The sequence below is a fragment of the Nocardia fusca NBRC 14340 genome (assembly GCF_001618425.1).
GTDB classification, from domain to species: Bacteria; Actinomycetota; Actinomycetes; order Mycobacteriales; family Mycobacteriaceae; genus Nocardia; species Nocardia fusca.
Genome location: NZ_BDCU01000035.1, coordinates 65897 through 86367, shown reverse-complemented (window position 1 = coordinate 86367; position 20471 = coordinate 65897). Strand labels below are relative to the sequence as shown.

Sequence of the window (20471 nt, the reverse complement as noted above, 5' to 3'; positions counted from 1 at the left end):
TGCCGGGACACCTGCCGCCGGACCCTACGGCCGCACTCGAGGGAGGTCTCGAGGCCACCCCGCCCGGGTCATTCGGTGGTGCCGATACCGCGGATGCGCTCCGGATGGGTATAGATGTTCATGGTCTCGCCGCGTACGAACCCCGCCAGGGTGAGGCCGGACTCGTCGGCCAGGTCGACCGCCAGCGAACTGGGTGCCGAGACGGCGGCGAGGACCGGAATACCGGCCAGGACAGCTTTCTGTGCCAGTTCGAACGACGCGCGCCCGCTCACCACGAGCACGAGATCGGACGCCGGAATACGGTTCTCGCGCAACGCCCAGCCGATCACCTTGTCCACGGCATTGTGGCGGCCGATGTCCTCGCGGACCACCAGGTCCGTACCGTCGGCGGTGAACAGACCGGCACCGTGCAGACCGCCGGTGGCATCGAAAACCGACTGGTGGGCGCGCAGGCGATCCGGTAGCGCTGCCAGTACCTCGGCATCGAGCAACGGTTGCGGCGCCGGCAGCGGATAGCGGCTGCGCATCCGGACCTCCTCGACCGCGGTGCGCCCGCAGAGCCCGCAGGCACCGGTGGTGAGGAACGGCCGGTTCGGGAGCACGATCGGGGCGTGCAAGCCCACATCCAGCACGTTGTAGGTGTTGCGCCCCTCGTCGTCGGTTCCGGCGCAGTAGCGGGCGCTGTGGATATCGGCGGCCGCGCCGATCAGGGTCTCACCGAACAGGAAGCCGTGCACCAGGTCGATATCGTGGCCGGGCGTACGCATGGTGACAGTGAGCGACTCGCCGCGTACGCGAATCTCCAGGGGCTCTTCCACAGCCAAGGTGTCGGGACGGACGATCTCCCCGGACGGGGTGATGCGCCGCATGCGGCGGCGGGCGGTGACTCTGCTCATGGCCGGTGGGTATGGGGTTCGAGCCGGACGGTGACGGCTTTCGACACCGGGGTGTTGGAGCGGGCGGCCACATGGTCCAGCGGCACCAGCGGGTTCGTCTCGGGATAGTAGGCGGCGGCATTGCCGCGCGGAGTGGAGTAGGCCACCAGCCGGAAACCTTCGACCCGCCGATCGACGCCGTCGCTCCACTCCGAGACCAGATCGACGAGATCGCCGTCGCGGAAACCCAGGTCGGCGATATCCGCGGCGTTCACCAGCACCACCCGGCGCCCGTGATGGACTCCGCGATAGCGGTCGTCGAGACCGTAGATCGTGGTGTTGTACTGATCGTGGCTGCGCAGGGTCTGCAGGATCAGCCGCCCCGGCGGAACCGGCACCCAGCGCAGCTCGTTCACCGCGAAATTGGCCTTCCCCGTGGCGGTCCGGAATTCGCGGGAATCGCGCGGCGGATGCGGCAGTACGAATCCGTTGCGTTGCCGGACCCGGGTGTTGTAATCGGCGCAACCGGGCACCACCCGGGCAATGGAGTCGCGGATGAGGTCGTAGTCACCGCGGAACCGGTCCCACGGCACCGGATGGTCCGGACCCAGCAGCTCCCGGGCGAGTTCGCAGACGATGGCGACCTCGCTGCGCAGTTGCGGCCCAACCGGTTTCAGCCTGCCGGTGGACAGGTGCACCATCGACATCGAATCCTCCACCGAGACCTGTTGCCGCACACCGTTCTGGATGTCCAGGTCGGTGCGGCCCAGGGTCGGCAGGATCACCGCGGTCTCCCCGTGCACGACATGGCTGCGGTTCAGTTTGGTGGAGACCTGCACGGTCAGCGCGCACCGGCGCAGCGCCGCTTCGGTGACCACGGTATCGGGGGTGGCGGAGACGAAATTCCCGCCCATACCGAAGAAGACGCGGGCGTGGCCGTCGCGCAGTGCCCGGATGGCGGCGACGGTGTCGTAACCGTGCGCCCGCGGGCTGGTGATCCCGAATTCCCGGTCCAGGGCGGCCAGGAAGGATTCGGGGGCCTGCTCCCAGATACCCATGGTGCGGTCGCCCTGCACATTGGAATGCCCGCGCACCGGGCACAGACCCGCCCCCGGCCTACCGATCATGCCGCGGGACAGCAGCAGGTTGGCCGCCTCTTCGATCGTGGCCACCGCGTGCGTGTGCTGGGTGAGTCCCATCGCCCAGCACACGATGGTGCTCGTCGAACCGGCCAGCAGTGCGGCCGTGCGTTCGAGATCGTCGCGGGAGAGTCCGGTTGCGGTGAGCACGGTGTCCAGGTCGACAGCTCGGATATGCCGCTCGTAATCGGCGAAACCGGCGGTGTGCGCGTCGACGAAGGCCCGGTCCAGCACGGTGCCGGGAGCCCGGTCCTCGGCCTCGAACAGCAGTTTCGCGAGGCCCTGGAAAAGCGCCATATCGCCGCCCAGGCGGATCTGCAGGAAATCGTCGGCGATATCCACGCCGGTGGTCAGACCCCGTACGGTCTGCGGATCGCGGAAACCGATCAGGCCGGTCTCGGGCAGCGGGTTGATCGCGATGATGCGCGCGCCCGCCTTCTTCGCGTCGGCGAGGGCGCTGAGCATCCGCGGATGGTTGGTGCCCGGATTCTGGCCGGCGACCAGGATCAGATCGGCGGCCGCGAAATCGTCGATGGTCACCGACCCCTTGCCGATACCGATCGAACCGGTCAGGGCGGTGCCCGAGGACTCGTGGCACATATTGCTGCAGTCGGGCAGGTTGTTGGTCCCGAAACTGCGCACCAGCAGCTGGTACAGGAACGCCGTCTCGTTGGCGGTACGGCCGGAGGTGTAGAACACGGCCTCGTCCGGCGAGTCCAGGCCGCGGAGCTGCTCGGCGATGAGCCGGTAGGCCTCCGCCCAGGAGATGGGGGAGTAGTGGGTATCGCCGGGCCGCAGCACCATCGGATGGGTGAGCCGACCCTGCCGCCCCAGCCAGTACCCGGACCGCTGCGCGAGTTCGTCGATCGAATAGCGGGCGAAGAACTCCGGCCCGACCGTCTCGAGCGTCGCCTCCTCGGCGACGGCCTTCGCGCCGTTCTCACAGAACTCGGCGGGCCGGCGGTGACCGCTCGGCTCCGGCCAGGCGCAGCCCGGGCAGTCGAATCCGTGCACCTGATTGACCCGGGCAAGGGTCCGCGCGGTGCGCACGACGCCCATATCGGATACCGCCCGCTGCAGCGCCACGGCCACCGCCCGGACCCCGGCCGCCTGCTCCTTCGGCGGGGTCACGGTCAGTTCGGACTCGTCGATATCGTCGGTCGGGGCGTTGCGGTGCATACCGACATTGTGGTCCACCTTCGTGGCCGGGGCCCGTCCTGGTTCCGGAGCGGCCGGGCGCCGGAGTGAAGAACCGGGTTCACGGGCTCACCGAGGCGTCGAAATCAGGCAGGGCCGCCGTGGTAGGTGAGGACCTGCTCGCTGATGCGGATCCGGCCGCCGGGCGGGAGCTCGGTCGGGGACTGGCTGATCCGGGTCCAGCGCGGTTCGCCGGGGGTGGAGACGAAGGTTCCGGCGGCGGTGCCGGCGTCGCGGAGGAAGACCTTGCCCGAGTCGACCGAGAGGTAGGCGTGGACCCGGGAAATGTGGCGATCGCGCTGCAGGACCAGGGGAGCGGCGGTTTTGCGGCGTACCGATTCGTCGACCGAGGGGCCGCGGCCGATGACGTAGGCGCGGTCCAGCGGGTAGGCGGTGCCGTCCTCGGCCACCAGGGTCGGCGGGGCCGGATGGGCTTGTTCGGCGCCGGGTGCGGCGCGGGTGTGCGGATGGGGCCGGGCCGGTTCCTTGCGCAGGCGGATCGGTTCGGGATCCACGCGCATGGGCGCCGGCGCGGCCGACCACGCGCGGGTGCCGGGCAGTGGTTCCGCGGCGGGGGCTTCGGCGAGGCCGGTGCGGGGCCCGGAGTGCGATTCGGGTTCCGGCTCGCTCGCGGCGAGCCCGGCCGGTGCCGTCGCGACGGGTTCGTAGGAGTTCGCCGCTTTCTTCGCCGGGGTGGCGGCCCGGTTCTGGTTCTTGGTGCTGCGGCGCACCGCGGCCTTGATGACGAAACCCCCGCCGGGCACGACTCCGGCGCGCAGATCGGTGCGCGGATACGGCGTGATCCGGCCGTCGGCTCCCGGACCCACGGTCAGGGTGCGCACCGGGTCGCGCACGATCTCGTCCACCCAGGTGAAGGCGCGGGCGCCGACGAGCCGCCGGGAACCCTCGGCGCCGGAGATCATCGCCGACACCGGGCCGCGCAGCAGGACCAGGGTGCCGTCGGCGGTGGGCGCGACGAGCCCGAACGGGGGCGGCTCCGAACCGGTCCCGAAGACGACCGCGGCGAGCCGCTGCGCGATGGCTGCCCCGGGATGCTCGGCGTCCGCCACGGCTTCGACCGCGCCGAGTATCCGCTCGGTGGACGCGTTGGCGCCCACGAGATAGATCACGACGTCACCGAACCGCGCGACCAGGCCCTCGCCCGGTGCGATCCCGATAGTGGACGTATCAACGCGCACCCGCGGCTCCTTCCTGGCGCACCACCGGATCCAGCATAGATGCGAATCCGTTACCCGGCTTATGAGATGGTGACGACGGATCGCCGGGGTGAGCGGGGGACACCACCCCGCCGCACGGAACAGAGAGTAGGGACCGTTATGCCGCTCAGCGCACTCGACGAACACACCGCGGTGGTCGCTGCCGGGCTATCGGCCGGGCACCCGGCACTGGCGTATGTCCGGCGGGCAGGTGCGGCGTGATCCGTGCGGCGAGCGCCGCGGATATCCCGGTGCTGCAGGAGATCGAGGTGCGGGCGGGGCAGCCCTTCGCCGCGGTGGGGATGGAGGCGGTCGCCGGTGATGAGCCGCTGTCGGCCGAGGTGCTGGGCGAATTCGTCCTGGACGATCGCGCCTGGGTCTGGGAGACCGCGGACCGGGGGCCGGCGGGGTACCTCATCGCGAGCATCGTCGACGGGAACGCCCATATCGACCAGGTGTCGGTACTGCCCGAATATCGTGGGGCGGGAATCGGCCGGCGCCTGATCGACCGCGCGGTGCGCTGGGCCGCCGACCACCGGTTACCCGCGATAACGCTCACCACGTTCACGGACGTGCCGTGGAACGGACCGTACTACCGGCGGCTGGGATTCCGCTATCTCGATCCGGCCGCGGAGACACCGCAACTGCACGCCCTGCGGGCCGCCGAGATCGCGCACGGTCTCGACCGCTGGCCCCGGTCGTGTATGTGGGCCGCGGTCGGGACCTGGGAATACGCCTGAGTTCACCCCGCGGCGGCCACCGCGGCCTCGGCGGCGGCCAGGGCGGCGGCCCGGTCGGCCGGGACCAGCCCGATCCGGGTGCGGCGGTCCAGGAGGTCACCCGCGTCGAGGGCGCCCTCCTGCTCCAGTGACCACCGGAATTCCGCCGCGAGCACATCCGCGCCGGGCGCGACCGGGACGGCCAGATCGGGGTCGGCGGCGGTCAGCGCGACGACCGCGGGGGCGTCGGCGCCGTAGCGTTCGATCAGGAGCTGGGGTGCGGCCAACCGGTCCCGTGCCGCGCCGGCGACCGTGCCGACCAGCGGCAGATTCCTCGTCCGGCACGGGCCGGCGCTCAGGTGCGCTCGGGCCACGGCGGCGTCTACGGCGTCCTGAGCCATCTTGCGGTAGGTGGTGAGTTTGCCGCCGACCACCGTCACCAGCCCGCTCGGCGCGGTGAGGACCGCGTGCTGCCGGGAGATATCGGCCGTGCTGTCGCCGGCCGTGCGCAGGAGCGGCCGCAGGCCGGCGTAACTGCCGCGGATATCGGTGTGGGTCAGCGGGATGCGCAGCACCGTGTTGACCGTGTCGAGCAGGAAGTCGATCTCGGTGCCGGTGGGCCGCGGTTCGTCGGGGACGGGTCCGGGCGCGTCCTCATCGGTCAAGCCCAGGTAGACCCGTCCGTGCGGGGCGGGCAGGGCGAAGATGAACCGGCCGACGGTGCCGGGCACCGGCACGGTCAGCGCCGCGGTGAGCCCGCCGAAGGCGGCGGCGTCGAAGACCAGATGGGTGCCGCGGCTGGGTCGCAACTCGATACTCGGATCGACCTGGTCCGCCCAGACACCGGCCGCGTTGACCACGGCGGCGGCGTGGACCTCGAGGCTTTCGCCGGTCAGGGTGTCGCGCAGGACGGCCCCGGCACCGCCGACCTGTTCGGCGGCGACGCGGGTCAGCACGGTCGCGCCGTGCGCGGCCGCGGTCCGGGCCAGCGCGACCACGAGTCGCGCGTCGTCCACCAGTTGCCCGTCCCATGCCTGCAGACCGCCGCGCAGTCCGTGCTGCCGCACCGTCGGTGCCAGTCGCAGTGCCTCGGCCCGGGTCACCCGCCGCGACCGCGGTAGCAGTGCTGCCGGCGTGCCCGCGCCCACCCGCAGTGCGTCGCCGGCCAGGAAACCCGCCCGGATCAGGCTCCGGGTGGACAACCCGATCCCGGGGAGCAGCGGGACCAGCTGGGGGAGCGGCCGGACCAGATGGGGCGCAGTGCGGCGCAGCAGGATGCCCCGCTCCACCGCGCTCTCGTGCGCGATGCCGATCCTCCCGCTCGCCAGGTAGCGCAGGCCGCCGTGTACCAGTTTCGAACTCCACCTGCTGGTGCCGTGGGCGAGGTCGTGGCGTTCCACCAGGACGGTGCGCAGTCCGCGGGCGGCCGCGTCGAGCGCGACGCCGGCACCGGTCACACCGCCCCCGATCACCAGCAGGTCGATGGTCGGGTGGTCACCGAGGACGGCGAGCTCACGGCGCCGGCGGCGCGCGTTCAACGCGGGCGCCGCGGTGGGGGAAGGGTTCTCGGCCATCTGTTTCTCGGCACGGCGTCCGCGGGGAGACGGAACGGAAGGCGGGGACGATCACCGCTTCCGGATGCGCCGGGCGCTACTCCTTCCTGGCAGGGGGATCACGGGGCGAGATAGGTATCGAGAGCGTGCCGGAGTTCGGTGTCGAGAGCGGATCCGTCGAGCAGATGGGCGACCGTGGCCGCCGACTGCACCGCGGACTGGGTGATCAGCAACACCATGGCCGCCAGCCGGTCGGGGTCGCCGGCCCGGACCGACCCGTCCGCCTGACCGTCCCGGATCCCGGTGCCGAACAGGTCGAGCAGTTGGCGCTGGTTGCGGCCCAGCCGACCGAACACATAGGTGAGCATCAGGTCGGTATCGGTGCGGAAGATCTTGCCGAACAGCGGGTTCGACCGGACCTCCGCGGCGCCGGTCACCACCCCGGTGACCAGCCGGTCGCGGGCCGGACCACCGGTCGGCACGGACGCGGCGATGATCTCGCGCAGTTCGCGCACCAGTAGTTCGGCGACCAGGTCGCGGCTGTCGGCCCATCGGCGATAGACGGTCGGCCGGCTCACGCCCGCCCGGCGGGCGACCTCGGTGAGCGTGGTGCGCCGGACGCCGAACTCCGCGACGCATGCGCGGGCCGCGTCCAGGATCGTCTGCTCGACCGCTGCTGCGCCGGATGACACGAACTCGACCTCGTCTCCAGTTGGTGTTACTGCTTGACACTACATGTCAAACTGTAACGCATGACAGGTGAGCAAGGCGAACGTCCGGTGAACTCGGCGTCGAGCGCGCGGCGACCGGATATGGTGTGGGACGCCTGGGGTGTTCCCGCCGGGCACACACCGCTGCCCGAGCAGATCCGCGGCCTGCTGACACAGGTGTTCGGAATCTCCGGGGAGCCGGCGACACGTCGTGATGAGGGCGATGTGCCGCTCCGGCCGTCGGTCCTGTCCCCGGACCGGCGGGCCGGTCTGGCAGACCTCGTCGGCGCGGACCATATCTCCACCGAACCGGTCACCCGGTTGCGGCACGCCGGCGGTAAGAGCACCCCCGACCTGCTGCGACGACGTGATCTCGCCCCGCAGGACGCACCGGACGCGGTGGTCTTCCCCGCCGGTCACGACGAGGTGGCGGCCGTCCTCGCCTACTGCTCGGAGCTGGGCATCGCCGTGGTGCCCTTCGGCGGCGGCACCAGTGTGGTCGGCGGGCTCGACCCGCTGCGCGGCGCGTTCGACACGGTGATCGCGCTGGACCTGCGCCGGCTGGACGCCCTGCTGGACTGCGACCCGGTCTCCGGCACCGCCACCTTCGGCGCCGGGGTCACCGGTCCGCGTGCCGAACAGTTGCTCGCCGAGCACGGGCTCTCGCTCGGGCATTTCCCGCAAAGTTTCGAATTCGCCAGTATCGGTGGATTCGCCGCGACCCGGTCGTCGGGTCAGGCCTCTGCGGGGTACGGCCGGTTCGACGATATGGTCCAGCGGGTCCGGGTGGCCACGCCCACGGGAAGTGTGCTGCTGGGACGGGCGCCCGCCTCGGCCGCCGGACCCGATCTGCGTGACCTGTTCGTCGGTTCGGAGGGTGTGCTCGGCGTCCTCACCGAGGTCACGGTCCGGGTTCATCCCGTTCCGGAGACCACCACCCATATGGCCTGGTCTTTCCCGGATTTCGAGACCGGAGCCGCCGCGTTGCGCGCGGTCGTGCAGGCGGGCGCGGCGCCGACGGTGCTGCGGTTGTCCGACGAAGCCGAAACCGGGCTGAATCTGGCGCGGGCGGGAAATGTGGGGGGCGCATCGGTTTCCGGTTGTCTCGCGGTGACCACGTTCGAGGGCACCGCCGCCCACACCGCGGCCCGTGGCGCCGAGGCCGCCGCGCTACTGCGCGCCGCCGGGGGGACCGAACTCGGTCCGGAGCCGGCCCGGGAGTGGCAGCACGGCCGTTTCGCGGCCCCCTACCTGCGCGATGCGCTCCTGGATGTCGGGGTGCTGTGCGAAACCCTGGAGACCGCGACCACCTGGAGCGCGCTGGCCGAGCTGAAAGCGAAGGTGACGAGCGCACTCACCGACTCGCTGACCGCCCAGGGTGCGCCCGCCCTGGTGATGTGCCATATCTCGCACACCTACCCGACCGGCGCGTCACTGTATTTCACGGTGGTGGCCAAACTGCTCGACGACCCGATCGCGCAGTGGCGGGCCGCGAAAACGGCCGCCGGGGACGCCATCGCCGCCGCCGGCGCCACCATCACCCATCACCACGCGGTGGGCGCGGATCACCGCGCCTGGCTACCCGATGAGATCGGCGATCTGGGCGTGCGGGTCCTGCGCGCGGTGAAACGCGAGATCGACCCGGCCGGGATCCTCAACCCTGGCAAACTGCTGCCATGACACGCGCAGCGGATCGCCGGGAGGTGCGTACGGTCGCCGTGGTGACCAACCCCGCCTCCGGGCAGGGCCGGGCGCGCGAGGCCGCCCGCACCGTCGTGGACCGGCTGAGCGCGGACGGCGTGTCGGTCGTCGAGATCCACGCACCCTCCGCCGCGCTGACCCGTGAGCAGGTGCGCGATGTGGTGACCGGCGGCGCGCCGGACGCGGTCGTCTGCGTCGGTGGCGACGGTCTGGTGAACACGATCCTGGACCCGCTGGCCCGTTCGGGCGTTCCGCTGGCCCTGGTCCCGGCGGGCACGGGCAACGACCTGGCGCGTGAACTCGGTATCGCCGACGAGCCCGCCCGTGCCGCGGAACTGGTCCGATCCGGGCAGGTGCGCACCATCGACCTGGGTCGGCTGGAACCCGCCGGACACGACCCGATGTGGTTCGCCACCGTCGCATGCACCGGCTTCGACGCCCGGGTCACCCTGCGGGCCAACCGGATGCGCTATCCGCGCGGCCGGTCCCGCTACACCTTCGCCGCGGTCGCGGAGATCGCGCACGGGATCGCGGTGCCCTACCGGATCGAATTGGGCGGCCCGGCCGCGGAGGCGATCACCACCGAGGCCTTGCTGGTCGCGGTGGGCAACACCACCACCTACGGCGGTGGCATGCTCATCTGCCCGGACGCCCGGTGCGACGACGGCCTGCTGGATGTGACCGTGGTCGGCAAGGTCTCCCATCTGGAGATGCTGCGGATCCTGCCCGCGCTCTCGGCGGGCCGGCGCATCGATCATCCCGCGGTGAGCCAGTACCGGGCCGAATCCCTGAGTGTGGCCGCTCCCGATGCCCCGGCCACCGCCGACGGCGAACCCGCGGGCCGGCTGCCGCTCACCGTGCGCGTCGAACCCCGGGCGCTCACCGTACTGACCCCCTGACCGCGGCGGTCAGGCGGCGAACCGGACCCGCAGCCGGTCCACGCCGACGCGGTCGACCACCACGACCGAGGCGGGCGCGGGCCGGGGACCGGCTCCGGCCTCGAGCCGCCCCAGCATCCGTCTCCAGCGCCACACGTGCCAGTGGAACGACAGCAGCCCGACCCGCCGCCCCCGAGCGTACTGTCCGGCCCGGGCGACCGTCGGCGGCACATCCAGCAACACCATGTGCATTTCGCGGCCGTGCCGGACGGCCCAGCGGGTCAGCATACGGCGCGTGAAACCGATGGTGCCGCAGTCGTGGATCACCACCGGGCCGGTGTGATCGCGCAAGGCGACCCAGATGCGGCCGAAATGCACCACGTGCACCACCGGCCGCCACAGCGGGTAGGGCAGCCAGGCCAGCCGGCGCCGCCACGCGTTGCGGGCGTGGATGGAATCGAGCACGACCGACCGATCGGGACCGGGTATCGCCTGCTCGGCGTCGGGGTCGGAACCGAACAGCCGGCGCAGCGCGGTGCTCTTGCCCGCGCCGGGAATTCCGGCGAACAGCACGGCCGCGCTCGCCGGGTACCGGAGCTCCCGCGTCGGCCGGCCCCGTAGGTCGTCTACGGCCCGGGGCCGGACGATGTCCGAATCCGATTCGGGGAAGATGGATTCCGCAGGGTTCAACGGTAACGAGTCGAGCGGGGGGTTCACCCCGTCCAGGGTCCCCAGTCGAACCGGTTTCGGCAAGATTGTCGGCTTTGTCCGCTCGAGGTCACAGGTTTCGGCCGAGCCGGCCGACTGCGGCGCGCCGGACGCCCGCCTGAGAATTCCGGTGCTCAAGCTGAGAATTGTTTATGGATTAGGAGCGCGGGCCAGGATCGGCGGTAGTCTTACTGCTGTAGGCGGAGTCTTCGGTGTCCCTCATCCACCGAAGGCTCCGCCTCGGCTTTTCTCCGCCACCTTTCCCGAGGTCCGGCGCGGTGTCCCCATCGTTCCCGTCCTTGGGTCGCCGCGCTCTCCCATCTGTCCCACGTAGCGGGACTCCGGTGTTCGCATTCGCGACACCGACCCTCCTGCAGGTCGTTCGTCCCGGCCGGATCCACCCTTGTGCGCGGCGCCCGACGGTCCGCGACCGACGGTCTGCGGTCGCCCGCCCGCGGAGGTCGTCATGAAGTCCCGGCGGTGTGGTGGGCCACCCGGGTCGGCCGGGGCGAACGTCCGCGCTCACCTCACGGCTGTTCCGGACGGCCGGGCTCCGACCCCGCAACACCGGCGGCGACGCCCTAGACACTAGAATCGCGGCGTGACCAGCGCAGCCCCTGACAACACGCGTAATCGTGCCGATGCCCTCCCCAAGAGCTGGAATCCCGGCGAGGTGGAGGCCGACCTGTACGAGCGCTGGGTAGCCGCCGGTTACTTCCACGCCGACCCGCACAGTTCCGCGCCCGCGTACTCGATCGTGCTGCCGCCGCCCAATGTCACGGGCACGCTGCACATGGGACATGCGCTCGACCACACGCTGATGGACACCCTGGCGCGCCGTAAGCGGATGCAGGGTTACGAGGTGCTGTGGCTGCCCGGGATGGATCATGCCGGTATCGCCACCCAGACGGTGGTGGAGAAACAGCTCGCCGCGGACGGGAAGACCAAAGAGGATTTCGGCCGCGAACTGTTCGTGCAGAAGGTCTGGGACTGGAAGCGTGAATCCGGTGGTGCGATCCAGTGGCAGATGCGGGCGCTCGGCGACAGTGTGGACTGGTCGCGGGACCGGTTCACCATGGACGAGGGCCTGTCGCGCGCGGTCCAGACGATCTTCAAACGCCTCTACGACGCGGGTCTGATCTATCGCGCCGAGCGGCTGGTGAACTGGTCGCCGGAACTGCGTACCGCCATCTCCGATATCGAGGTCAAGTACGAGGACGTCGAGGGCGAACTGGTGTCGCTGCGGTACGGGTCGCTCGACGATGCCGAACCGCATGTCGTGGTCGCCACGACCCGGGTGGAGACCATGCTCGGTGACACCGCGGTCGCGGTGCACCCGGAGGATCCCCGGTACCGGGAGCTGATCGGTACCACCCTCGAGCATCCGATCACCGGACGGCGGATCCCGATCATCGCCGACGATTACGTGGATCCCGAATTCGGTTCCGGCGCGGTGAAGATCACGCCCGCCCACGATCCGAACGACTTCGAGATGGGCCTGCGGCACAACCTGCCGATGCCCACGATCATGGACGAACGCGGCCGGATCGCCGATACCGGTACCGAATTCGACGGGATGGACCGGTTCGAGGCACGGGTGAAGATCCGTGAGCGGTTGGCCTCCGAGGGCCGGATCGTCGCCGAGAAGCGCCCCTACCTGCACAGTGTCGGGCATTCCGAGCGCAGCGGCGAAGCGATCGAGCCGCGGCTGTCCATGCAGTGGTGGGTGAAGGTCGAATCGCTGGCCAAGGCGGCCGGTGACGCGGTCCGCAACGGCGATACCGTGATCCACCCGGCGAGCCAGGAACCGCGCTGGTTCGACTGGGTCGACGATATGCACGACTGGTGTATCTCGCGGCAGCTGTGGTGGGGCCACCGCATCCCCATCTGGTACGGGCCCGAGGGTGAGGTGGTGTGCGTCGGCCCCGACGAGCAGGCCCCGGAGGGATGGGTGCAGGATCCCGACGTCCTGGACACCTGGTTCTCCTCCGGTCTGTGGCCGTTCTCCACGATGGGGTGGCCGGACGCGACCCCGGAGCTGGCGAAGTTCTATCCGACCAGCGTGCTGGTCACCGGATACGACATCCTGTTCTTCTGGGTGGCCCGGATGATGATGTTCGGTACCTTCGTCGCCGACGACGCCGCGGTGTCCACCGGTAAGGGCGGGGCCTATCAGATTCCCTTCAAGGATGTGTTCCTGCACGGTCTGATCCGCGACCAGTTCGGCAGGAAGATGTCGAAGTCCCGAGGCAACGGGATCGACCCGCTGGACTGGATCGACAACTACGGCGCGGACGCACTGCGCTTCACGCTGGCCCGCGGCGCCCAGCCCGGCGGTGATCTCTCGGTCGGCGAACCGCATGTCCTGGCCTCGCGCAGCTTCGTCACCAAGCTGTTCAACGCGACGAAGTTCGCGCTCATGAACGGCGCCCGCCCGGGGCCCGTGCCGGCGCGGGAGACGCTGACCGACGCCGACCGCTGGATCGTGGACCGGCTCGACGAGGTGCTCGCCGAGGTCGACGCCGCGTTCGACGCCTATGAGTTCGGTAAGGCCTGCGAGGCGCTCTACCACTTCGCGTGGGACGAACTCTGCGACTGGTACCTGGAACTGTCCAAGGTCCAGTTCGCCGAGAGCGAGGAGCGGGCCGAATCCACCCGGGTCGTGCTCGGGTCGGTGCTGGACGCGGTGCTGCGGCTGCTGCACCCGGTGATCCCGTTCGTCACCGAATCGCTGTGGCAGGCGCTGACCGGCGCGGAGTCGGTGGTCGTGGCGGCCTGGCCGCAGCGCTCCGGGACGCCCACCGATACCGGCGCGGCGCAGCGTATCGCCGACCTGCAGCGGCTGGTCACCGAGATTCGGCGGTTCCGCAGTGATCAGGGGCTGAACGACAAGCAGAAGGTCGCGGCACGGGTGCTCGGCCTGGACGCGGCGGGGCTGGCGCATCTCCATCCGGAGGTGGCCACGCTGGGCCGGCTCACCGAGCCCGGCGCGGATTTCGCGGCGACCGCTTCGGTGGAGGTGCGCCTGAGCGGCACCACGGTCACCGTCGAGGTCGACACCTCGGGCACCGTGGACCTCGCGGCCGAGCGACGTCGCCTGGAGAAGGATCTGGCGGTCGCGCAGAAGGAACTGGCGGGGACCGAGGCCAAACTCGGTAACGAGGCATTCCTGGCCAAGGCCCCGGAAGCGGTGGTGGACAAGATCCGGGCCCGGCGCGAGGTCGCCGCGGCCGAGGTGGAGCGGATCGGGGCCCGCCTGGCCGAGCTGAGCGGCAAGTGAACGCCCACGACGACGACGGCGAGCCGGAACCCCGCAACGGCGGCTCTCGGCTCGGCACCGGGCCGTCACCGGTGGATCTGGCGGAGATGGCGCTGGTCGAAGCGGAACTCGACCAGCGCTGGCCGGAAACCAAGATCGAACCGTCGCTCACCCGGATCGCCACGCTGATGGATGTGCTGGGTTCACCGCAGCGCGGGTTCCCGGCGATCCATGTCGCGGGCACCAACGGTAAGACCTCGGTGACCCGGATGATCGACTCCCTGCTCACCGCGCTACACCGCCGGACCGGCCGGCTCACCAGCCCGCATCTGCAGCTGGCCACCGAGCGGATCAGTATCGACAACCGGCCGATCTCCCCGGCCCGTTATGTCGAGCTGTATCGCGAGATGCAGCCCTATATCGAGATGATCGACGCCCAGTCGGCGACCGCGGGCGGCCCGGCGATGAGCAAATTCGAGGTGCTCACCGCCATGGCCTACGCGGCGTTCGCCGAGGCGCCGGTGGACGTGGCGGTCGTAGAGACCGGTATGGGCGGCAGCTGGGATGCCACCAATGTGATCGACGCGCAGGTCGCGGTCATCACCCCCATCGGCCTCGACCACACCGACTATCTGGGTCCGGACCTGACCTCCATCGCCAAGGAGAAGGCCGGGATCATCAAACGCGCCCCGGAGACGCTGGTCCCCACCGATACGGTCGCTATCATCGCCGAACAGGACCCCGAGGCGCTCGAGGTCCTGCTGCGCCGGGCCGTGGAAACCGACGCGGCGGTGGCGCGGGCCGGTTCGGAATTCCAGGTGCTGAGCCGGCGGATCGCCGTGGGCGGGCAGCAGCTCGAACTGCAGGGGCTCGGCGGGGTCTACGACGAGATCTTCCTGCCCCTGCACGGCGAGCACCAGGCCCACAACGCGGCGCTCGCGCTGGCCGCGGTCGAGGCGTTCTTCGGGGCCGGCGCGCAGCGGCAACTGGACATCGAGGCGGTCCGCGCCGGTTTTGCCCAGGTCACCAGCCCCGGCCGCCTCGAACGGATGCGCAATGCGCCCACCCTGTTCATCGATGCCGCGCACAACCCGGCCGGTGCTACCGCGCTGTCCGCGACGCTGACCTCCGAGTTCGATTTCCGCAAGCTCGTCGGCGTGGTCGCGGTGCTGGCCGACAAGGACGTCGGCGGCATCCTCACCGCGCTGGAACCGGTTTTCGACGAGATCGTGGTGACCACCAACGGGTCCCCCCGGGCACTGCCGGTGGATCAGCTCGCCGATCTGGCGGTCCAGCGGTTCGGCGACGAGCGGGTGGTCACCGCGGACTCGCTGCCGGATGCGCTGGAAACCGCCGTCGCGCTCGCGGAGGAGGTCGGTGCGTCCGGTGAGATGGTCTCCGGCGCGGGTGTGGTGGTCACCGGATCGGTGGTCACCGCCGGTGCCGCGCGCGCCCTGTTCGGGAAGGACCCGGCGTAATGCCGAGGACCGGCCGCCGCCGACAACGAGGAACAGCATGAGTGAGCCCGAAGCGCCGAAACCCGACGCGACGACCCCGGCTCCGCCCGATCCCTGGAAGGGGCTGCGGGGGGTGATGGCGGGTGCCCTGGTACTCGAGGCGATCACGGTGCTGCTGGCGCTGCCGGTGGTCGCCGATATCGCCGGTGGTGTCACCTGGGTGTCGGGTACCTATCTGGTGGTACTGGCCCTGGTGATGATCGCGGGCGCCGGCCTGCAGCGTCGTTCCTGGGCGGTCCCGTTCAATCTGGGGTTGCAGGTGCTGGTGCTGATCGGCGGGGTGTTCCATCTGTCGATCGCGGTCATCGGCGTGGTCTTCCTCGCGGTCTGGGCCTTCATCCTGCTGCTGCGCTCGGATGTGAAGCGGCGGATGGACGAGGGGACGCTGCCGAGCCAGCGCATGTCCGGCGGTTCCTGACCGAGGTCGCCGGGCCGCCCTCGGTGATCCGCCCACCCGGCCTGGTCAGGCCGTCGTTACTCGCGCGTAGGCCGGAGGAGGACTGCGGTTGGGCCGCGCCGGGCGGCGCCCATTAGGCTGACCGCGTGACAGAGCAGACGTTGATTCTGATCAAACCGGACGGTGTGGCCCGCGGCTACGTCGGCGAAGTACTGAACCGGATCGAGCGCAAGGGTCTCACCATCGCGGCCCTCGAACTCAAACAGGTGACCGAGGAAGTGGCCGCCGAGCACTACGCCGAGCACGCGGAGAAGCCGTTCTACCGCTCGCTGATCGAGTTCATCACCTCGGGTCCGGTCGTCGCGGCCGTCCTGGAGGGCCCGCGCGCCATCGCCGCCTTCCGGCAGCTGGCCGGCGGTACCGACCCCGTCGAGAAGGCCGCGCCCGGCAGTATCCGCGGCGACCTGGGCCTCGAGACCCAGTACAACCTGGTCCACGGATCGGACTCGCCCGACTCGGCCAAGCGCGAAATCTCGCTCTGGTTCCCCGAATTCCCCCTCTGATCACTGTCCGGTGCGGGCCGACCGGCCCCGTGCGAGTGCCTCGCGCAGCGCCATGGCGAACACCTGGCGCACGGTGTGGGATACTGGTACCTGGTTGCGCTCCCCAGTGGGCACGACCGGATGACACACTGCGGAACGATGCCGACATCGCTGCCGCGGACGTACAGCCGAATTTCTGGGCTGCGTCTGCCCGGCGCGCTGGACGAGCGCTCGGACCGCGGAGTTCAGCCATATGCCAGGCGCCGCGTGGCCAGTTAGCCCGACCGACGTTCGATAGTGGAGATAACCGGGCACGCGGGGCGAGACCATGGACCTCGCGCCAACCGCGCGAGGCAGACGGACAGCGCCCCCGCGACGGCCGCGTCACTCGATGAGGAACGCGCCCGGGGGTCCGAGGAGACTTCGTGGCCGATCTAGAGCCGCTGCACACAACATCACAGGACGACGATCACTTGCCGGAGCGAATCCGAGTACATGCCCTGGCCAAACGGCTCGGCGTGACCAGTAAGCGCATCTTGGCCAAACTCAGCGAACTCGGGACCGAAGCCCGTAGCCCGCAATCGAGCGTGGACCGGGCCGTCGCGGAGTCGGTGCGCGAATCACTGACCGCGCCGCCCGCACTCGCTCCGGCCGAGCCCGGGCTGTTCGAGCCCACCGGTACCTCGGCGGGCCCGGTCGGCGCGGGGGGTGCCGCCGCCCCACCGGCGACCGAGGTCGCTGCCACTCCGGCCGCTCAGGAGCCGGAACCGGCCGCCGCCGTGCAGCCGGGCACCGGCTCCGGGCAAATCCCTGGCATCGACGCGGAGCCGGTGTCGGCCGGTTCCGCCGAGCAGGCCGCGGCACCACCGGTCGAATCCGGCACCGAAGCGGAACCGGCGACCACCGCCGGGGCGGAGTCGTCCGCCGACGCGAGCGTGGTGTCCGCTTCGGCCGAGATTTCCGAATCTGCGGTTACCTCCGCCGCGAGTGGGACCCCGGCCGCGCCGGTGACCCCGCTACCAGCCTTCACGGCCGCGGTGAATCTGTTCGCGAGCCCGGTGCCCGAGGAACCCGCCTCGGCCGAACCGATCGTGTTCGAATCCGCGGTCGTCGCGGCCCCGCTGTTCCTCTCCCCGGACGCCGCGGCGGCCGAACAGCCGCGTCGGCGCCGTAAGCCCGAACCGGAGCCCGAGCCCGAGTCGGACGCCGAGACCGAGTCGGACGCCGAGACCGGAGCCGATTCCGAGGACCAGTCCGAGCAGGGCGACTCCGACGACCAGCCGCGGCGTCGCCGTCGCGGCCGGCGCGGGCGGGGACGCGGCCGGGGCGAGCAGGCCACCGATTCCGAGGACACCGATTCCGAGGACGACACGGGCGCCGACACCGAACAGGCCACCGACACCGACGACAAAACCGCCGAAGCCGACGAGACGGACGAGGCCGGGACCGACGAGTCCGCCGATGCGGGCGACGACTCGGAGAGCGGGTCCAGCCGCCGCCGGCGGCGCCGTCGGCGGCGCAAGGTCGCCGGTGAATCCGGCGACAGCGAACCGGCCGACGACGACCCGCCCAATACGGTCGTGCACGAGCGGGAACCGCGGAACAAGACCCGTACTCGCGCCACCGTCGACGAAGTGCAGGGCATCACCGGCTCCACCCGGCTCGAGGCCAAACGGCAGCGCCGGCGCGACGGCCGCGAGGCCGGTCGCCGCCGTCCGCCGATCCTCACCGAATCGGAGTTCCTGGCCCGGCGCGAGGCCGTGGACCGGGTGATGGTCGTACGGGAGAAGGAGTTCCCGGGCCACCCGTCCACCACCCAGGTGGCCGTGCTCGAGGACAACATCCTGGTCGAGCATTTCGTCACCAGCACCGGATCGGCGTCCATGGTGGGCAATGTCTACCTGGGCAAGGTGCAGAACGTGCTGCCCAGTATGGAGGCCGCGTTCGTCGATATCGGCCGGGGCCGCAACGGTGTGCTCTACGCGGGCGAGGTCAACTGGGAGGCCGCCGGGCTCGGCGGTAAGGAACGCAAGATCGAGCAGGCGCTCAAACCCGGCAACCAGGTGCTGGTCCAGGTGAGCAAGGACCCGGTCGGCCACAAGGGCGCCAGGCTGACCACCCAGATCAGCCTGGCCGGGCGCTTCCTGGTGTATGTGCCCGGCGGTACCTCCACCGGGATCAGCCGCAAACTGCCCGATACCGAGCGCAAACGACTCAAGGAGATCCTGCGCGAGATCGTCCCGGCCGACGCGGGCGTCATCATCCGGACTGCCTCCGAGGGTGTCAGCGAGGCCGAACTCACCCGCGACGTGGAACGCCTGCAGACGGCCTGGCGCAAGATCACCGCGGCCGCCGAGAACGAGTCGAACGCGCCGAAGACCCTCTACGAGGAGCCGGATCTCCTCGTCAAGGTCGTGCGGGATCTGTTCAACGAGGACTTCTCCCGACTGGTGATCGAGGGCGAACGCTCCTGGAACACCGTCGATAACTACATCGGCACCGTCGCACCCGATCTGCTCCCCCGGGTCTCCCGGCACGAGAACAACGGCGTCGACGTCTTCGAGGCCTACCGCATCGACGAGCAACTGGCCAAGGCCCTCGACCGCAAGGTGTGGCTGCCCTCGGGCGGCACCCTGGTGATCGACCGCACCGAGGCGATGACGGTGGTCGACGTCAACACCGGTAAGTTCACCGGCTCCGGTGGCGGCAACCTGGAGGAGACGGTCACCCGGAACAACCTCGAGGCGGCCGAGGAGATCGTGCGGCAGATGCGGCTGCGCGATATCGGCGGCATGATCGTGGTCGACTTCATCGATATGGTCCTCGAGTCCAACCGCGACCTGGTGCTGCGCCGTCTCACCGAGGCGCTGGGCCGGGACCGCACCCGGCACCAGGTCTCCGAGGTGACCTCGCTGGGCCTGGTCCAGATGACCCGTAAGAAGCTCGGTACCGGATTGGTGGAGGCGTTCTCCACCACCTGCGAGCACTGCCACGGCCGCGGCATCCTGGTGCACAGCTACCCGGTGGAGCCGTCGGGCTCCGACGAGGGCGGTGCCGGCCGGGGCCGGGAGTCGGGTTCGCGACGCCGTCGCAACCGGGACAAGGTCGCCGCGGCACCCGTGGCGCCGCAGCCGTCCACCCCCGAGCTGTCGGAAGAGGATGCGGCGGTCAAGCGGGCGCACCCCGTGGCACTGGCCATGGCCGCCCATCATCCGGAGACCGATCAGGGTGAGCCGGCACCCGAGGCCGAACAGGCCGCGGAGCCCGCTGCCGTGGGCGAACCGGGCGGTTCCGGTGCGGCCGCGAGCGGCAAGGGCGGTGCGGCGCAGCCCGAACCGCGGCGCCGTCGCACCCGGGTCCGCCGGTCGGCCGGTGCTGCCCCGGCGGAGACTCCGGCCGCGGAACTGAACGGCAGCGGTACACCCACCGGCTCCGGGGCCACCGAAGCGGCCGAATCCGAACCCACGGCCACCGAGCCGGTTGTCACCGAATCCACGCCCACCGAGCAGGTCGCGTCCGAGGCCGCCCCGGCGGAAGCGGTCGCCACCGGACCGGGCACGGTCGAGGAGAGCGGAGCTGCTGCGCCGGAGCCGGAAACTCCGGCGCAGACCCCGGTCGGCGACGACACCGCGGAGGTTCCCGCTGCGGCGGCCACCGCGACTTCCGCCCCCGCCGCGGATCGCAACGGTACCGCCGCTTCGGCGAACGGTGCGGCTCATCCGGCGGAGCCGGCCGCCGCGGCGAGCCCCACCGGTGACGGTGGGACGGAAACCCGCAGCCGGCGGCGCCGGGTCGCCCGCTCGACCTCCGCACCGGCCGCCGACAGCGCGGGCGCGGTATTCGTCCTGTCCGCCACCGAACAACCCGACACGCCGGTGACCGATTTCACGGCCGATCCGCCGGAGGTCGAGGTCCCGGTCCGCCGGGCGCGCCGCCGGGCCGCGGGTCGTCCGTCCGGGCCGCCGGTCGACGAACAGCACTGAGCCATCGCGCCGGGTGCCCGGCCCGCGGAATGCGGGCCGGGCACCCGGCGCGTCGCTACTGCCGAGTGGCCGTACC

14 protein-coding genes are annotated in these 20471 nt (G+C 70.7%); 8 read left to right on the top strand and 6 right to left on the bottom strand.

Annotation, left to right across the window (positions count from 1 at the left end; all coding sequences use genetic code 11):
- Positions 1-68 precede the first annotated feature (68 nt).
- The 3 genes from fdhD to NF4_RS23095 all read right to left on the bottom strand — a co-directional run bounded on the left by fdhD (position 69) and on the right by NF4_RS23095 (position 4410).
- Complete coding sequence (gene fdhD, locus NF4_RS23105; RefSeq protein ID WP_063129462.1) at positions 69-896, bottom strand: formate dehydrogenase accessory sulfurtransferase FdhD; 828 nt, start codon at positions 894-896, stop codon at positions 69-71.
- Entirely contained in the window at positions 893-3193 is a 2301-nt protein-coding gene (locus NF4_RS23100; RefSeq protein ID WP_063129491.1) for an FdhF/YdeP family oxidoreductase, read from the bottom strand. Before NF4_RS23100 ends, fdhD begins: the two co-directional genes overlap by 4 nt.
- 104 nt (positions 3194-3297) lie before the next feature.
- Positions 3298-4410 carry an FHA domain-containing protein gene (locus tag NF4_RS23095; protein ID WP_063129461.1) on the bottom strand — a complete coding sequence of 371 codons (1113 nt, stop codon included), beginning with the start codon at positions 4408-4410 and terminating at the stop codon, positions 3298-3300.
- Between the two features lie 236 nt (positions 4411-4646).
- Here NF4_RS23095 and NF4_RS23090 point away from each other — a divergent pair, with 236 nt between their 5' ends.
- Entirely contained in the window at positions 4647-5168 is a 522-nt protein-coding gene (locus tag NF4_RS23090) for a GNAT family N-acetyltransferase (protein WP_063129460.1), read from the top strand.
- A 2-nt stretch (positions 5169-5170) separates the two neighbouring features.
- On the opposite strand, the gene NF4_RS23085 is transcribed toward NF4_RS23090, so the two are convergent.
- The gene (locus tag NF4_RS23085) at positions 5171-6721 is read right to left on the bottom strand and encodes a glycerol-3-phosphate dehydrogenase/oxidase (RefSeq protein WP_063129459.1); all 1551 of its coding nucleotides are present in this window, start codon (positions 6719-6721) and stop codon (positions 5171-5173) included.
- Positions 6722-6819: 98 nt separating this feature from the next.
- Complete coding sequence (locus NF4_RS23080) at positions 6820-7392, bottom strand: TetR/AcrR family transcriptional regulator (protein ID WP_063129458.1); 573 nt, start codon at positions 7390-7392, stop codon at positions 6820-6822.
- Positions 7393-7512: 120 nt separating this feature from the next.
- On the opposite strand from NF4_RS23080, the gene NF4_RS23075 reads away from it, so the two are divergent.
- Entirely contained in the window at positions 7513-9090 is a 1578-nt protein-coding gene (locus tag NF4_RS23075) for an FAD-binding oxidoreductase (RefSeq protein WP_063129457.1), read from the top strand.
- Positions 9087-10010, top strand: coding sequence for a diacylglycerol kinase family protein (locus tag NF4_RS23070; protein WP_063129456.1), 924 nt, complete (start codon positions 9087-9089; stop codon positions 10008-10010). Before NF4_RS23075 ends, NF4_RS23070 begins: the two co-directional genes overlap by 4 nt.
- 9 nt (positions 10011-10019) lie before the next feature.
- Here the strand turns inward: NF4_RS23070 and NF4_RS23065 are convergent, their stop codons facing one another.
- Positions 10020-10706 (bottom strand): hypothetical protein, encoded by a 687-nt coding sequence (locus NF4_RS23065; RefSeq protein WP_232330610.1) that lies wholly within the window; start codon positions 10704-10706, stop codon positions 10020-10022.
- A gap of 592 nt (positions 10707-11298) precedes the next feature.
- On the opposite strand from NF4_RS23065, the gene NF4_RS23060 reads away from it, so the two are divergent.
- The 5 genes from NF4_RS23060 to NF4_RS23040 all read left to right on the top strand — a co-directional run bounded on the left by NF4_RS23060 (position 11299) and on the right by NF4_RS23040 (position 20395).
- Entirely contained in the window at positions 11299-13977 is a 2679-nt protein-coding gene (locus tag NF4_RS23060; protein WP_063129455.1) for a valine--tRNA ligase, read from the top strand.
- A gap of 71 nt (positions 13978-14048) precedes the next feature.
- A complete protein-coding gene (gene folC, locus NF4_RS23055) occupies positions 14049-15434 on the top strand; it encodes a bifunctional tetrahydrofolate synthase/dihydrofolate synthase (RefSeq protein WP_439956772.1) in 1386 nt (461 codons plus the stop codon).
- Positions 15435-15471: 37 nt separating this feature from the next.
- Positions 15472-15891 carry a DUF4233 domain-containing protein gene (locus NF4_RS23050; RefSeq protein ID WP_063129454.1) on the top strand — a complete coding sequence of 140 codons (420 nt, stop codon included), beginning with the start codon at positions 15472-15474 and terminating at the stop codon, positions 15889-15891.
- 125 nt (positions 15892-16016) lie between these two features.
- Positions 16017-16433, top strand: coding sequence for a nucleoside-diphosphate kinase (ndk, locus tag NF4_RS23045; RefSeq protein ID WP_030523235.1), 417 nt, complete (start codon positions 16017-16019; stop codon positions 16431-16433).
- 404 nt (positions 16434-16837) lie between these two features.
- Positions 16838-20395 (top strand): translation initiation factor IF-2 N-terminal domain-containing protein, encoded by a 3558-nt coding sequence (locus tag NF4_RS23040; RefSeq protein ID WP_063129453.1) that lies wholly within the window; start codon positions 16838-16840, stop codon positions 20393-20395.
- Positions 20396-20471: the final 76 nt, after the last annotated feature.

Coding starts and splice junctions, on each gene's coding strand:
- fdhD (WP_063129462.1), bottom strand. CDS start 896: ATGAGCAGAGTCACCGCCCGCCGCCGCATGCGGCGCATCACCCCGTCC.
- NF4_RS23100 (WP_063129491.1), bottom strand. CDS start 3,193: ATGCACCGCAACGCCCCGACCGACGATATCGACGAGTCCGAACTGACC.
- NF4_RS23085 (WP_063129459.1), bottom strand. CDS start 6,721: ATGGCCGAGAACCCTTCCCCCACCGCGGCGCCCGCGTTGAACGCGCGC.
- NF4_RS23075 (WP_063129457.1), top strand. CDS start 7,513: ATGGTGTGGGACGCCTGGGGTGTTCCCGCCGGGCACACACCGCTGCCC.
- NF4_RS23070 (WP_063129456.1), top strand. CDS start 9,087: ATGACACGCGCAGCGGATCGCCGGGAGGTGCGTACGGTCGCCGTGGTG.
- NF4_RS23050 (WP_063129454.1), top strand. CDS start 15,472: ATGAGTGAGCCCGAAGCGCCGAAACCCGACGCGACGACCCCGGCTCCG.